The 14,398-nt window shown below is 63.4% G+C and carries 18 protein-coding genes; 4 read left to right on the top strand and 14 right to left on the bottom strand.

Annotation, left to right across the window (positions count from 1 at the left end; all coding sequences use genetic code 11):
- Positions 1-42: 42 nt before the first annotated feature.
- The 5 genes from AC3RCJ_RS05735 to AC3RCJ_RS05715 are packed head-to-tail and all read right to left on the bottom strand — an operon-like array spanning position 43 to position 4,089.
- Positions 43-636, bottom strand: a complete 594-nt coding sequence (locus tag AC3RCJ_RS05735; RefSeq protein ID WP_492961655.1) for an SCO family protein — start codon at positions 634-636, stop codon at positions 43-45.
- The gene (gene cyoE, locus AC3RCJ_RS05730) at positions 633-1,532 is read right to left on the bottom strand and encodes a heme o synthase (RefSeq protein ID WP_492961657.1); all 900 of its coding nucleotides are present in this window, start codon (positions 1,530-1,532) and stop codon (positions 633-635) included. Before cyoE ends, AC3RCJ_RS05735 begins: the two co-directional genes overlap by 4 nt.
- On the bottom strand, positions 1,533-2,702 hold the full coding sequence (locus AC3RCJ_RS05725; protein ID WP_492961695.1) for a COX15/CtaA family protein: 1,170 nt from the start codon (positions 2,700-2,702) through the stop codon (positions 1,533-1,535).
- Positions 2,703-2,720: 18 nt separating this feature from the next.
- Positions 2,721-3,350 carry an SCO family protein gene (locus tag AC3RCJ_RS05720; protein WP_492961659.1) on the bottom strand — a complete coding sequence of 210 codons (630 nt, stop codon included), beginning with the start codon at positions 3,348-3,350 and terminating at the stop codon, positions 2,721-2,723.
- A complete protein-coding gene (locus AC3RCJ_RS05715) occupies positions 3,331-4,089 on the bottom strand; it encodes an SURF1 family protein (RefSeq protein ID WP_492961661.1) in 759 nt (252 codons plus the stop codon). Before AC3RCJ_RS05715 ends, AC3RCJ_RS05720 begins: the two co-directional genes overlap by 20 nt.
- A 36-nt stretch (positions 4,090-4,125) precedes the next feature.
- Here AC3RCJ_RS05715 and AC3RCJ_RS05710 point away from each other — a divergent pair, with 36 nt between their 5' ends.
- Positions 4,126-4,326, top strand: coding sequence for a twin transmembrane helix small protein (locus tag AC3RCJ_RS05710; protein WP_492961663.1), 201 nt, complete (start codon positions 4,126-4,128; stop codon positions 4,324-4,326).
- 123 nt (positions 4,327-4,449) lie between these two features.
- On the opposite strand, the gene AC3RCJ_RS05705 is transcribed toward AC3RCJ_RS05710, so the two are convergent.
- The 7 genes from AC3RCJ_RS05705 to AC3RCJ_RS05675 all read right to left on the bottom strand — a co-directional run bounded on the left by AC3RCJ_RS05705 (position 4,450) and on the right by AC3RCJ_RS05675 (position 10,499).
- Positions 4,450-5,310: a cytochrome c oxidase subunit 3 gene (locus AC3RCJ_RS05705; protein WP_492961665.1), complete on the bottom strand. Its 861-nt coding sequence runs from the start codon at positions 5,308-5,310 to the stop codon at positions 4,450-4,452.
- A gap of 40 nt (positions 5,311-5,350) precedes the next feature.
- Positions 5,351-5,563 carry a DUF2970 domain-containing protein gene (locus tag AC3RCJ_RS05700; RefSeq protein WP_492961667.1) on the bottom strand — a complete coding sequence of 71 codons (213 nt, stop codon included), beginning with the start codon at positions 5,561-5,563 and terminating at the stop codon, positions 5,351-5,353.
- 9 nt (positions 5,564-5,572) lie between these two features.
- Positions 5,573-6,145 (bottom strand): cytochrome c oxidase assembly protein, encoded by a 573-nt coding sequence (locus AC3RCJ_RS05695; RefSeq protein WP_492961669.1) that lies wholly within the window; start codon positions 6,143-6,145, stop codon positions 5,573-5,575.
- A 1-nt stretch (position 6,146) separates the two neighbouring features.
- Positions 6,147-6,263, bottom strand: coding sequence for a cytochrome oxidase small assembly protein (locus AC3RCJ_RS05690; RefSeq protein WP_232250973.1), 117 nt, complete (start codon positions 6,261-6,263; stop codon positions 6,147-6,149).
- Between the two features lie 65 nt (positions 6,264-6,328).
- The gene (ctaD, locus tag AC3RCJ_RS05685; RefSeq protein WP_492961671.1) at positions 6,329-7,915 is read right to left on the bottom strand and encodes a cytochrome c oxidase subunit I; all 1,587 of its coding nucleotides are present in this window, start codon (positions 7,913-7,915) and stop codon (positions 6,329-6,331) included.
- Between the two features lie 13 nt (positions 7,916-7,928).
- Complete coding sequence (gene coxB, locus AC3RCJ_RS05680; RefSeq protein ID WP_492961673.1) at positions 7,929-9,137, bottom strand: cytochrome c oxidase subunit II; 1,209 nt, start codon at positions 9,135-9,137, stop codon at positions 7,929-7,931.
- 465 nt (positions 9,138-9,602) lie between these two features.
- Positions 9,603-10,499, bottom strand: coding sequence for a methyltransferase domain-containing protein (locus AC3RCJ_RS05675; protein WP_492961675.1), 897 nt, complete (start codon positions 10,497-10,499; stop codon positions 9,603-9,605).
- Between the two features lie 84 nt (positions 10,500-10,583).
- Here AC3RCJ_RS05675 and AC3RCJ_RS05670 point away from each other — a divergent pair, with 84 nt between their 5' ends.
- Entirely contained in the window at positions 10,584-11,339 is a 756-nt protein-coding gene (locus AC3RCJ_RS05670; protein WP_492961677.1) for a double zinc ribbon domain-containing protein, read from the top strand.
- Between the two features lie 38 nt (positions 11,340-11,377).
- Positions 11,378-11,848 carry a tRNA (uridine(34)/cytosine(34)/5-carboxymethylaminomethyluridine(34)-2'-O)-methyltransferase TrmL gene (trmL, locus tag AC3RCJ_RS05665; protein WP_492961679.1) on the top strand — a complete coding sequence of 157 codons (471 nt, stop codon included), beginning with the start codon at positions 11,378-11,380 and terminating at the stop codon, positions 11,846-11,848.
- Between the two features lies 1 nt (position 11,849).
- On the opposite strand, the gene AC3RCJ_RS05660 is transcribed toward trmL, so the two are convergent.
- Complete coding sequence (locus AC3RCJ_RS05660; protein WP_492961681.1) at positions 11,850-12,647, bottom strand: aminotransferase class IV family protein; 798 nt, start codon at positions 12,645-12,647, stop codon at positions 11,850-11,852.
- A 102-nt stretch (positions 12,648-12,749) separates the two neighbouring features.
- Here AC3RCJ_RS05660 and AC3RCJ_RS05655 point away from each other — a divergent pair, with 102 nt between their 5' ends.
- Positions 12,750-13,667 (top strand): LysR substrate-binding domain-containing protein, encoded by a 918-nt coding sequence (locus AC3RCJ_RS05655; RefSeq protein WP_492961683.1) that lies wholly within the window; start codon positions 12,750-12,752, stop codon positions 13,665-13,667.
- On the opposite strand, the gene AC3RCJ_RS05650 is transcribed toward AC3RCJ_RS05655, so the two are convergent.
- On the bottom strand, positions 13,664-14,386 hold the full coding sequence (locus tag AC3RCJ_RS05650) for a hypothetical protein (RefSeq protein ID WP_492961685.1): 723 nt from the start codon (positions 14,384-14,386) through the stop codon (positions 13,664-13,666). The genes AC3RCJ_RS05655 and AC3RCJ_RS05650 overlap by 4 nt on opposite strands.
- Positions 14,387-14,398: the final 12 nt, after the last annotated feature.

Below are 14,398 nucleotides of genomic sequence, written 5' to 3'. Positions count from 1 at the left end.
GTACTGCGTATCCTGAAGATGGCGCCCGGGGGCGCGACCGGATCAGGATAGCAGAAGTTTAAGATCGTGCGCGATGGCGGCCGGGGTTTCGCCGTGGCGCACGAACAGGCGGATCTTGCCTTCGCGGTCGAACACATAGGTGCCGGCCGTGTGGTCGACCGTGTAGCTGCTGTCCGTCTCGCCTTCGACCTTGGCGTAATACACCTTGAATTCCTTGGCCACCCTGGCCGTCTGCTCCAGGTTGCCATACAGGCCGACGAAACGCTTGTCGAAGGCGGGCACATATTGCGCCAGCAAGGCCTGCGTGTCGCGCTCGGGGTCGACGGTGACGAACAGCACCTGTACCTGGTCCGCCTGCGGGCCCATTTCCCGCATCACCTGGGCCATGTCGGCCATGGTCGTGGGGCAGACGTCCGGGCATTGCGTGTAGCCGAAGAACATCAGCACCAGCTTGCCCTTGTAGTCGGCCAGGGTGCGCGGCTGGCCCGTGTGGTCCGTCAGCGCGAACTCGCGCGCATAGCCCAGGCCCGTCACGTCCGTATTCTTGAATGCCAGCTTAGTCGCGGCAGGCTTGCCGCAACCGGCCAGGACGGCGACCAGCGAGGCCGCCAACAACAGGGTCAGGTATTTTTTCATGTGCCGAGGGGAATGTAGTGGTCGACCAGCAAGGCCGCGAACAGCAAGGCCAGGTAGATGATGGAAAACGTAAAGGCTTTGCGCGCGATCAAGTCCGTGTAGTGGCGGTACATCTTCCACGCGTAATACAGGAAGCCGGCATTGAGCACCACGGCCGAGACCAGGTAGATCAGGCCGCTCATGCGCACGGCGTACGGCAGCAAGGTGGTGGCGGCCAGCGCGATCGAGTACAGCCAGACGTGAAATTGCGTAAATTGCATGCCGTGCGTGACGGGCAGCATGGGCAGGCCCGAACGCGCGTAATCGTCGCGCCGGTACATGGCCAGCGCCCAGAAGTGCGGCGGCGTCCAGACGAAAATGATCAGGACCAGCAGCCACGCCTGCATCGGCACGTCGTTGGCCACGGCGGCCCAGCCCAGCGCGGGCGGCATGGCGCCGGACAGGCCGCCGATGACGATATTTTGCGGCGTGGCCGGTTTCAGCACCATGGTGTAGATCAGCGCATAGCCGACAAAGGTGACAAAGGTCAGCCACATGGTCAGCGGATTGACGAGGTGATACAGGATCGCCATGCCCAGGCCGCCGATCACGAGCGCGAACACCACCGTTTGCTTGACGGAAATGTCGCCCATGGCCATGGGGCGGCGCGCCGTGCGCGCCATGCGCGCATCGATCTCGCGCTCGGCCAGGCAGTTGACGGCAAACGCGGCGCCGGCCAGCAGCCAGATGCCGATGGTGCCGAATACCACCGCATGCCAGTCCGGCAACTCCTCGCTGGCCAGGAACATGCCGATGACGGCGCAAAACACGGCCAGTTGCGTCACGCGGGGCTTGGTCAGCGCCCAATACTGGGCGATGCGGGGGGAAGGTTTACGGCTGAGTGTCTGAGTAGTCATTTATGCGGTACGGGAAGAACTGGCTGGTGCCGTGGGCACTGGCGCGGCGGCGGAGGCAGGCGTCCGCGCTACATCGAGTTGGAATTTAGCCTTGTAGTTTAACATGGTCAGCAACAACACGAGCAGCGCCGCCCCGCCGTTATGCAGGACGGCAATCGACAGCGGCCAGTTCAGGTAAATCGTCGCCAGGCCCGTGCCCGCCTGCAGGGCCAGCACCACGGCGATCCAGCGCGCCGTGCCGCGCAGCGATGGCAGTTTCCAGGCGCGCAACACCGTATAGCCGACGCCGGCCAGCACGACGAAGGCGAAGTTGCGGTGCACCCAGTGGATGGCCGTCAGCGCGGAAAACGGCAGGTAATGGCCGGCGGCCGTCTTGCCCAGTTCGCGCCACAGGTGGAAACCATGCTCGAAATCCATGTCCGGTATGACTTTGCCGCCGCACAGGGGGAAATCCGTGCAGGCCAGCGTGGCGTAGTTGGTGCTCACCCAGCCACCGAGCGCGATCTGCACGGTGAGCAGCACGAGCGACAGGACGGCCAGCGCGCGCACGGGACGCAGCACGGCCGCGTCCGCATCGGCGCGCCGCAAAGGTTGCACGGCGTTATCCTGGCGCCCGCCCAGCCACGTCAGCATGGCCAGCAGCCCCATGCCCAGCAGCAAGTGGATGGTGACGATCACGGGCTGCAGTTTTAATGTCACCGTCCAGGCGCCGAACGCGCCCTGCAGGCAGACGAACAGGAACAGCGCCGTCGGCAGCGCGGGGGCGAATTCCTCGCGTTGGCTTTTCTTCCACTGGCGCCACGCCTGCACCATCATTGCCACGATCAAGACGCCGATGGCCATGGCCAGGTAGCGGTGCGTCATCTCGATCCACGCTTTCACCACCGTGACGGGGCCCGTCGGCATCAGGGTTTCCGCCGCCACGATGTGCTCGTGCGCCAGGAAAGGATTGGCCGAACCATAACAGCCGGGCCAGTCGGGGCAGCCCAGGCCGGAATCGGACAGCCGCGTAAAGCCGCCGAACATGATCAGGTCCACCGTCAGGAAGACGGCGATCCACACGAGCTTGCGGTATTTATTCGCGTCCGCGGACACCCAGACCATGGTCAAAGGCAACAGCGCCACCAGCAGGCCAGTCAAGCCCAGCTGGGCCAGCGCGGAGAGATGCATCGTCGGCATGCAGACTCCTCAACCGATCGCCGAAGCTTTGAGCAGCTTGGCGATGTCTTTCTTGACCTTGTTCGGGTCCGCGTCTTTCGGGAAGCGCATCATCAGGTTGCCCAACGGATCGATCAGATACAGGTGCTCGGCCGCCTGGCCACCCGGCTCCACGGGCAACCACGCCTTCAGGGCGTCATTATTCACACGCAGCATGCTGGTGCCGTCGAATTCGCGCATCACGAGGGTGTCGAGCGGCTGCGCATCCGTCACCAGCCAGACACGCTCGATGCGCTCGCGTTCCTTGCCCTGCATCAAACGCAGCTGCTGCATGGCAAACAGTTGCTGCTTGCACGCTGCCTGGCAGTCGGACGGCCCCGTCTGCAACAGCACCCACTTGCCCTTGAACTGCGCCAGCGGCGCCGCCTTGCCATCGAGTTCCGTCACCTGCAGCTGCGCTTCCGGTATCGGATACAGGCGCGGGTCGATCAGGGCGCCGTAATTGTTGCGGCCCGTGGGCTTGATGATGTAATACGTGAAATACGAGGCGATGATGGGAAACGCGCACACGGCCACCACGGCCAGCAGTTTCCAGCGGCCCGTGTTCTGCGCCTGTTTATTGGTGCTGTCTTGCGTTGCTTCAGGGTTGTTTGTTTGCACGTCGAAATCCTGTAAAGACAAAAAATAAAAAAGCCATCAGTGCCAGTGCATACCACTGGAAGGCATAGCCGCGGTGCTTGTCGGCGCCCAGGTCGGGCGCCGGCCAGTCGCGCACGGGAAGCTGGCCGGACGCTGGCGCCGCTGTTGAAGGATCAACTGGATCAACTGTTTGTTCGATGAGCAGGGGTTGCAGGGCCAGGCCGCTGGCCGAGGCCAGCTGGCCGATATCGGCATTTTGCACGATGGCGTGCGGCGCCAGCGGCGCCGCCGTGCCCAGTTCCATCACATGGCCCGCATTCAGGCGCGCGATGCCGGCAATGGTGACGGTGCCCGCGGGCGTGGCGTAGTCGGGAATGCGCGTGCGCTCGGCATTGTTGCGCGGCAACCAGCCCTGCGCCACCAGCACGTGCATGGCGGAACCCTCAATGTGAAATGGCGTGAGCACGTGGAAGCCGGCCTGGCCCTTGTAGGGGCGGTTGTCCAGGTACACCGTCCAGGCGGGCACGAAATGGCCGGTGACGGTGACGCGACGATATTCGATCGCTTGCGCATCGGCCGGCAGCAGGGGCGCGGCCGTCAATGCCAGCGGTGCGGCCAGGTTGCCCGCTTCCAGCCGGGCGGCGCGGGCGACTTTTTCATCGGCACGGCGCTGTTGCCATTGCGCCAGAGAAACTCCCAGCACCACCAGTAGCAGCATTACAACAAAGGGAATCCATCTAAAATGGAAGCGGATACGCATTACAATGAAACCTCCTCTCGCCTGGCGCTATCATCCATGAAAATCCTCGTTGCCATCGCCTTCATCCTGATCCTGGGCAGCCTGGGCTCGGCCCTGTTCTTCCTCATGCGCGACAAGGGCAAGAGCAACCGTACCGTGCAGGCACTGGCCATGCGCGTGGGCTTGTCGATCGCCCTGTTTTTGCTGATCCTGCTGGCGCATCATCTGGGCTACATCCAGCCGACGGGAATACATTAAGGCCCGGCATTGCCTGATTGGCAAATTCTTCACACTAAGAAAAAAGCCGTACCCAGGATCTCCCGGTACGGCTTTTTTTATGGTGCCGGCGCGCGCCTCAACAACGCGCGCCCTGCCCCGCCATTATAACCAATACACGACCACGTACAGGCCCAGCCAGACGACGTCGACAAAGTGCCAGTACCAGGCGGCGCCTTCGAAGCCGAAATGGTGCTCCGGCGTGAAATGGCCCTTGAGCACGCGGTACAGGATAACGGACAGCATGATGGCGCCCAGGGTCACGTGGAAGCCGTGGAAACCCGTCAGCATGAAGAAGGTGGCGCCGTAGATGCCGGACGTCAATTTCAAGTTCAGTTCGCTGTAGGCGTGCATGTATTCGTAGACCTGGAAGCCCATGAAGATGGCGCCCAGCACGATGGTGGCGAACAGGAACAGGGCCGTCATGGCGCGGTGGCCGGCGCGCAGCGCGTGGTGCGAGATGGTCAAGGTGACACCCGAGGTCAGCAGCAGCGCCGTGTTAATGGTGGGAATCCAGAACGGCGTCATGGTGGTGAATTCCTGCACCGTGCCGGCCGGGCCCGTATTGCCCCAGTGCGCCGCGAAATCCGGCCAGATCAGCTTGTGGTCGAGGTCACCCAGCCACGGCATCGAAATGCTGCGCGCATAGAACAGGGCGCCGAAGAAGGCGGCAAAGAACATGACTTCGGAAAAGATGAACCAGCTCATGCTCCAGCGAAACGAGTGGTCGATGCGCTCGCTGTACAAGCCTTTTTCCGATTCGCCGATGGCGTCGCCGAACCAGAAATACAGCACCAGCAGGATGCCGGCCAGGCCCAGGTAATTCACGTACGGTCCCCAGGAGACATCGTTGACCCAGGCCGAGGCGCCTATCATGGTCAGCAGCAGGCTGGCGCCGCCCAGCATGGGCCAGCGCGACGGTCCCGGCACAAAATAATAGGGTGCTGCGGCGTGGTTGGAACTCATCATCATCTCCTCGAAAACTTATAGGGTGGTTTTTTATAATTTATAAAACGACGAATTTAACAATTGAAATCAGGATGCCGATCAGGCAAGCCACCACCAGGAAACCGGCGATGACGATATGCACGGGATTGATCTTGGCTGAATCCGTATCGAAGTCGCTCTTGCGGCGCAAGCCTGTAAACGACCACACCACGGCCCGCAGCGAATACAGGAACGACGCTTTCTGCGGTTTGGCTGCTTGCGGCTCGCTCATGGCACTCTCCTATTGGACGGCCGGCGTCTGAGCCTGGCTCAGACCGGCGATCTCGAAAAACGTGTACGACAGGGTGATGGTCTTCACCTCTTTCGGCAGCGCCGGATCGAGGAAGAACACCACCGGCATCTGCCGCGCCTCGTGCGGCTTCAAGGTCTGCTGCTTGAAGCAGAAACACTCGACCTTCTTGAAATGCGGCGTCGCGCTCTGCGGCGCGTAGCTGGGAATGGCTTGCGCATTGACGGTGCGCCCCTGCGTGTTGACCACCTCGTACATCACGGTGACCAGTTCGCCCGGGTGCACTTTCATGCTCGACACGGTGGGACGGAAGCGCCACGGTCCCTGGGCATTGCCGTCGAATTCGACGGTGACGCTGCGCGTCGTGTCGACCTGCGTGTTGTTGTCGTAGGCAACCGTGCCATCCTTCTGCGTCAGCACGTTGATGCCCATCACTTCGCAAATCTGCTTATAGACGGGAATCAGGGCATAGCCAAAGCCGAACATCAACACGGCAATGACGAGCAGCTTGCCCAGCATCTTGCGGTTCAGGCCGCGCGTTTCCTGTTGCACGGGGCTCGTCACGTCAGAACCACAGGCGCTTGGCGAACACGGACAGGAAGAAGAAGGCCGCCAGGCCCCCCAATATCAGTCCGGTACGCAGGTTGTTCGGTTTCTTGCGCTCAGTTTTCACTTCGGTCATGGCAGGCACTCTATTCAAAGGGGCCGGCAGTGGCGCCGGCCCGTGACACTGGCATTACTTGACGATTACTTGACGATGGGCGGCGTTTCAAACGTGTGGAACGGCGCCGGGCTCGGCACGGTCCATTCCAGGCCTTCCGCGCCTTCCCATGGTTTCGCCGGCGCAGCCTTGCCGCCGCGGATGGTCGGCAAGACGACGAAGAACAGGAAGTACACCTGCATCAGGCCGAAACCGAAGCCGCCGATCGAGGCGATCATGTTGAAGTCCGTGAACTGCGCCGGATAGTCGGCGTAGCGGCGCGGCATGCCGGCCAGGCCCAGGAAGTGCATCGGGAAGAAGGTCACGTTGAACGTGATCAGCGACAGCCAGAAGTGGATCTTGCCGCGCGTCTCGTTGTACATGTGGCCCGTCCATTTCGGCGACCAGTAGTAGAAGCCGGCGAACAGGGCGAACAGGGAACCGGCCACCAACACGTAGTGGAAGTGCGCCACCACATAATAGGTATCCTGCAGCTGGATGTCGATCGGCGTGACGGCCAGGATCAGACCCGTGAAGCCGCCCATGGTAAACACGAAGATGAAGCCCACCGAGAACAGCATCGGCGTCTCGAAGGTCATCGAGCCCTTCCACATGGTGGCGATCCAGTTGAACACTTTCACGCCCGTGGGCACGGCGATCAGCATGGTCGCGTACATGAAGAACAGCTGGCTCGTCACCGGCATGCCGGTAGTAAACATGTGATGCGCCCAGACGATGAAGGACAGGATCGCGATCGAGGCCGTGGCGTAGACCATCGAGGCATAGCCGAACAGGGGCTTGCGGGCAAACGCGGGCAGGATCTGCGAGACGATGCCGAAAGCCGGCAAGATCATGATGTAGACCTCGGGGTGACCGAAGAACCAGAAGATGTGCTGGTACATGACGGGGTCGCCGCCGCCTGCCGCGTTAAAGAAGGACGTGCCGAAATGGCGGTCCGTCAGGGTCATGGTAATGGCGCCGGCGAGCACCGGCATGACGGCGATCAAGAGATACGCGGTAATGAGCCAAGTCCAGCAGAACATCGGCATTTTCATCAGGGTCATGCCCGGTGCGCGCATGTTGAGGATGGTGACGATGATGTTGATCGAGCCCATGATGGACGAAGCGCCCATCAGGTGCATGGCGAAAATGGCCATGTCCATGCCGGGGCCCATCTGCGTCGACAGCGGCGCATACAGGGTCCAGCCGGCGGCCGTGGCGCCACCGGGCACGAGGAAGGAGGTGGCCAGCAGGATGGCGGCCGGCGGCAGCAGCCAGAACGAGAAGTTGTTCATGCGCGCAAACGCCATGTCGGAGGCGCCCACCTGCAGCGGGATCATCCAGTTGGCATAGCCGACGAAGGCCGGCATGATGGCGCCAAACACCATCACCAGGCCGTGCATGGTGGTCAGCTGGTTGAAGAATTCAGGCTGGAAAAATTGCAGGCCCGGATGGAACAGTTCCGTGCGTATCATCAAGGCCAGCACGCCGCCCGACAGCAGCATGATGAACGAGAACCACAGGTACAGGGTACCGATATCCTTGTGGTTGGTGGCAAACAGCCAGCGGCGCAAGCCGGTCGGATGGTCGTGGCTATGATCGTGACCGGCGTGGTCCAAGGTGCTAGTACTCATATGCGGCTCCTAATTACTTGCGTGCAGCCACGATTTCGGCTGGTTGAACGATGTTCTCTTCGGCCTTGTTCGACCAGGTATTGCGCGTGTAAGTAATCACTGCCGCGATATCCGTGTCGGACAGCTGTTTCCAGGCTGGCATTTCAGCCGGGAATTTGCCGCTCTTTTGCCCGTTCAGCAAGACATGGATCTGTGCCGCCTTCGGACCGTTCACCACGGGCGAGCCGTCGAGCGCGGCAAACGCTCCCGGCACGCCCTTGCCTGTCGCCTGGTGGCAGACCACGCAGTTGGCGGCATAGACTTTCTCGCCCTTGACTTTCAACTCGTCGATGGTCCAGGTCTTGTTCGGATCATCGGCCAGTGCCGCCATCTCCTTTTGTTTTTTATCAACCCATACCTTGTAATCGTCGTGGGACACCACTTTGACGACGATGGGCATGAAGGCGTGTTCCTTGCCGCACAGTTCGGCGCAATTGCCGCGGAAGGTGCCGATATGGTCGGACTTGAACCAGGTGTCGCGCACGAAGCCGGGAATGGCATCCTGCTTCACGCCGAAGGCGGGCACGGACCAGGCATGGATGACGTCGTTGGCCGTCAGTACCATGCGGATCTTCTTGTTGACCGGCACCACGACTTCATTGTCGACTTCGATCAGGTAGTTTTCGCCGCGTTTTTCCGTCGGCGGCATGCCCGGCGCCCCCACTTGCGCGCGCGGCGTGGCCAGGTTGGAGAGGAAGGAAATGCCCTCGCCCTCGCCCTTCAGGTAGTCATAGCCCCATTTCCACTGCATGCCGGTGGCCTTGATGGTGATGTCGGCATTCGAGGTATCCTTCATGCCGACCACGGTGCGCGTGGCAGGCAGGGCCATGCCGATGACGATCAGGAAAGGCACGACGGTCCAGGCGATCTCGACGGTGGTGCTTTCGTGGAAGGTGGCCGGCTTGTGGCCCAGGGACTTGCGGTGCTTGAGGATGGAATAAAACATGACGCCGAAGACGGCAACGAAGATCACCAGGCAGATGACCATCATCCAGGTGTGCAAATCGTAGATTTCATGGGCGATCTGTGTCGCCGGCGGTTGCAGATTCATCTCGAACGGCACGGGACCGCCAGTGCCGGGATAGGTGCCGGCTGCCGGTGCCGCCGTGGCCCATCGCCCGATACCGGCGGCTGTCAGCGACAGCCCGAGCATCAACGATTGAAGTCGCTTTGCATGTTTCATGTTTTCCCCAACCACCCAAAAATAATGATATTTTAAACGGCTGCGGATTTCTCCGTACTGGACCGCTGCCGCTCCTCCATGAAAGCGACACGGCCAAATCCCGGCCATGCGCGTCAAGCACCAGCGAATTCCATGCTGGCCGCCGGCAGCAAAACGCAGACGAACAACCATGCTGGAATCCTGTTTTTCTTCCACGCCCTGATATGGCCATGCATGGAAGATGGTTACTATACTAATGCAGTAACTTCGAATAAGTCTCGCTTTGTTTTTTTTATTTTGCAGGCAGCCCTTGTTTTTTCTACTTGGCAAGCTGACAAAACAGTCAACGATTATAATCAAGTAAACTTGAATCCATCAAGCAATAATCGGCGTTGCGCGCGCCCCCGGCCCGGCCGCCGCGCGCTTTGCAACGCTTGTCGCACCTCCATGCGCGAATGGCAACCGAGTGTCGGTTTCTTTCTGCCGTCATTTCGGCTTGCGCGGCAGATCGAAGCGGATGATGGCCTCGCCATTGCGCGTCACGCGCGGCGCCGGACGGAAGGCGTGGCCGTAGATGATCTCGAAACTCAGGCCCAGCTTGCCGTCGGGACGGCGCCTCTTTTCCAGCGCGTCCAGCATGCGCCGCCAGGCCGCCTTGCCCATCAGGCCGCGCCGGCGCGTGGTCAGCGGGTTGCCGCCGAACGCGCGCACGTCGGCCAGCAGTTTTTCCGCCGTATCGTAGGTCACGGTGATGATCTCCATGTCCAGCACGGGCGTGGAAAAACCCGTCTCGACCAGCATGTCGCCAAAGTCGTGCATGTCGACGAAGGGCAAGGCGTGCGGATACAGGTCCGCTTCGGCGAACGCGTCGCGCACTTCGCGGAAAGTATCGGGACCGAAGCAGGAAAACATCAGCAAGCCGTCCAGGCGCAGCGCGCGCCGCCATTCGGCAAACACGCGGTCGGGCTGGGCGTGCCAGTGCAGCGCCAGGTTGGACCACACCAGGTCGATGCTGTTCGGCGCCAGCGGCAGGTCGCCCAGGTCGCCGCACAACAGGTCCACGCCCGCCTTGGCCGGCAGGAGCTTGCTGAGGAACTGGTTCAGGCCGGCCAGTTTCGACGCCGGCGCGCGCGCCGCCTGCATCATCGCTTGCGCTGCATCGAGACCGATGATCTGCGCTGCGGGATAATCCTTGTGCAGCTGCGCCAGGTCCGCGCCAGGGCCGCAGCCGGCGTCGAGCACGCGCAAGGGCGTGATTTTCACCAGCTCGAGGCGCTCGTGCATGCGCTGTGAGACTTCCCGGCGCAGGAAGTCCGACGGCGCGGCGCGCGCCGGACGGGAAAAGAAATCGCGTACTTGCACCGCATCGATGGGCGCACTCATTTTGGGCGGACTGGTGGGAACTGGCATGTCGAATCGGGTGAGATGAGATAATGTCGGCAGTGTACATGGATCAACGCGATTGCGATGAAGAACGCTTCCTGGCCCTATCGACGCACGGCATGGCCGGCGCTGCGGCGGCTGTGCGCCAGCCTGCTGCCGGCACAGTGCGCGCTGTGCGGCGCCAGTTGCCAGGAAATGCTGTGTTCGCCGTGCCGCGCGCAGTACCTGGGGCAGGTCCGCCCCCGCTGCCGCCAGTGCGCCAATCCGCTGGCCGACGCGGCCAGCGTGTGCGGCCGCTGCCTGCGCCGGGCGCCCGCGTACGATGCCACGTTCACGGCGTTCGATTATGCGGCCCCCGTCGACCAGTTGCTGCTGCAACTGAAATTTGGCGCGCGCCTGGCGCTGGCGCCCCTGTTTGCGCAGCTACTGCAGGAGGCCATCGCGGATGAATTGCGCCAGCCGGGCCGCGAGCTGCCGCAATTGCTGTGCCCCGTGCCGCTCGCGGCGGGGCGCCTGGCCGAGCGGGGGTTTAACCAGGCGCTGGAAATTGCCCGTCCGCTGGCGCGCCTGCTGGCCATTCCGCTGCAGCCCCGCCTGGCGCTGCGGGTGCGCGAAACGCGGGCACAGAGCGGCGTGGCGCCAGGCGAACGCCAGGCCAACCTGGCGCAGGCGTTTGCCGTCGCGCCGCAACATGCGGCCATGCTGCGCGGATGCCATGTCGGCATCGTCGACGACGTGATGAGCAGCGGCCATACCGCCAACGTGCTGGCCGCCGCCTTCAAGCGCCATGGCGCGGCGCGGGTCAGCGTCCTGGTCGTGGCCCGCACGCCGCCGCACTAGTTAACTAACAACGGTTTTTATGCCTATTGGAGAGCATCTTGTTTCATGTCGTTTTGGTAGAACCTGAAATCCCGCCCAACACGGGCAACATCATCCGCCTGTGCGCCAACACGGGCGCGCAGCTGCATCTGGTCGAACCGCTGGGCTTTCCGCTCGACGACGCCAAGATGAAGCGCGCCGGCCTCGATTACCACGATTACGCCAAGATGAAGGTGCACAAGAATTGGGCAGCGTTCCTGGCCGACGCCCAGCCCGACCCGGCCCGCATGTTCGCCATGACCACGCGCGGCTCGCGCCCGTTCGGCGAGGTGGCCTTCCTGCCCGGCGACGTGTTCGTGTTCGGCTCGGAAACAAAAGGCCTGGATCCCGCCCTGCGCGACGGTTTTCCTGCCGAGCAACGCATCCGCCTGCCGATGCGCCCGGACAACCGCAGCTTGAATTTATCGAATACGGTGGCCGTCGTCGTCTACGAGGCGTGGCGGCAGCACGGCTATCAGGGCGGCGCCTAAGCTAAGGCAGCAGCAACGCTTCCGCCTGAAACGCCCGGTGCAACAAGGCCAGAAACGCCGGCGCGGGCGGCAGATCGATGTCGCCGATGCGCGTGACGGGCACGCCCGGCGTCCAGGAATTCATGACAACGGCGCCGGCCATGCCAGCCACGTCGGCCAGGCGCATTTCCTGCTCGCGCTGCGGCACGCCCAGCCGCTCCAGCTGGCGGCGCACGATGCTCATCGTCGTGCCCGCCAACATGGCGGCCACGGGCCACACCACGGCCTGGCCATCCCAGAACGCCAGGTTCCAGATCGTCCCCTCGCTGAGGCGGCCCTCGCGGTCAAGGAAGGCGGCGTCCTCCAGTCCTTGCCGGGCCGCCTGGCGCAAATAATATGTCTTGGCGATTTCCCCCACGTGTTTGATCGACGGCAACATGCGTTCATGTTCGACCGCCATCAGGCGCAGCGGCCCCGGCGGGCCATCCGATGGCGGACTGGTGCGCACCAGCAACTGCGGCATCGCCGGGGCGGCGGCCACGGCGAATTCGCCGGCTGGGCAGGACAAGCTCGCCGTCAATGAGCAATCGGCAGGACTGGCCTGCAGCGCCGCGCGCAGGCGGGCCCGCACGGTGTCGTCGGGCAATGCCGCACCAAACAATTGCAGCGACGCCTGGCGCAGCCGGGCCAGGTGCAGGTCGAGGCCGCGCACCTGGCCGGCGCGCACCTGCATGGCCGTGAAATGGGCATAGCCGGCATAGGCCAGCGGCGCCAGCTCCGCGCTGCTGGCGGGACGGCCATTGAGTTGAGCCACAAACATTTTTTCTCCACGTGTATCATCAAGGAAAATCATTATCGGCAATCGGCTAGCGCTTGAGAAACGAGTATTTTTTACCCATCATTCAATTTTCCTTGAAGACCCATGAAACGCATGCTTCCCGGCACCCGGGCACTGAGAACCTTCGAGGCGGCGGCGCGCCACCGCAACTTCACGCGCGCTGCCGACGAACTGGGCTTGACGCCGGCCGCCGTCAGCTACCAGGTCAAGGAAATCGAAGAACAGCTGGACCTGGTACTTTTTACGCGCAACAGCCGCAGCATGGCGCTGACGGCGGCCGGCGGCCTGCTGTTCGAGGCCGCCGCCGATGCCCTGGCCACCTTGCAGCATGCGGTGGCCCGCGCCCGGCGCCTGGACCGCGGCGCGGCGCCGCTGCGCCTGTCCATGGGACCCCGTTTCGCCACCAGCTGGATGCTGCCCCGGCTGGCGCAGTGGCGGGCCGCCCATCCCGCCGTGGAATTGACGTTCGACATCAGCGACGAGGTGCGCGATTTCGCGACGGACGACGTCGATGTCGCCATCCGCTTTGGCGCCGGCAACTATCCGCATGCGCAGGCCAGGCGCCTGTTTGGCACGATCGTCGTGCCCGTATGCAGCCCCGCGCTGCGCGACAGCGGCACGGGGCTGCGCCAGCCGCGCGACTTGCTCGGCCATACGCTATGCCATGTGGATTGCCGGATCGACGGCGTGGCGTGGCCGAACTGGCCCATGTGGATGGCGGCGGCAGGTGTGCCGCATTTCAACGGCGACGCTTGCGTGGGCTTCGGCGACTCCGGCCATGTGCTGCAGGCCGTGCTCGATGGCACCGCCGTGGGCTTGCTGGAACTGGCCATGCTCAGCAAGGAACTGGCGCAAGGCCGGCTGGTGCGCCTGTTCGACATCGGCATGCCCGTGGCGCGCGACTACGCCTACCACCTGGTCTATCCGCAGGGCAGCGGCGGCGACCCGCGCATCGCCGCCTTCCAGGACTGGCTGCTGGACGCAGTGGCCGCCGACGCCTAGCGCAGCGCCAGCATCGACGCCGTCGTCGCGCGCCTGACCAGCTGCGTGCGCAAGTCGCGCGTGGCCAGCAGCTTGCCGTTGACGTACAGATTGGTGCGGATGCCATACATGCCCTGCGAGACGCCGGGCGGCAAGGTCAGCTCAAATGAATTTTCAAAGCGCCCGCCGCCCCTGTTCGTGCTGGAGAGCACCTTCGAGCCGGACTTGAATGGCTGGCCCTGGGGATCGGACAGCACCAGCTCCTCGCGCACGTCGCTGACGCCCTGCGCGCTGCCATTGACCAGTTCCACCACGGAATGGATGTTAAATGGCTGGCCACGCCTGACGGTGGCTGCGCTCAGCTGCTGCGTGTAGGCCACCACCTGCGGTTCGCGCGGCAGCGCGCCGCGCACGCGGATGTAGTCGCGGTCCGCCTGCGCCGCCGTCTTGGTCTGGCGCGTCTGCACATTGAACGCCAGGCAACCCGCCGCGGCCAGTCCGCCGCCGATGGCCGCGCCCTGCAGCACGCCATCGCGGCCATTGACGAGGGCGCCCAGCAAGGCCCCCACGGCCGCGCCCGCCGCTGCGGACGCGCCCACGCTGCAGGGATCGGCATCGGCCGCCGCCCGGCCATCGCCTGCCGATGGCGCCGCGCCGCCCGGCGGCATGGTGGCGCAGCCCGCCAGCGTGGCGGCCAGGGTCAGCGCCGCGATGGCGCGCAGGGTGGTGGCGTGCAACATGAAACCTCCGTA

This window comes from Janthinobacterium sp. GW822-FHT07H11, from assembly GCF_058798615.1.
This window is presented reverse-complemented; position numbering and strand designations above follow the sequence as displayed.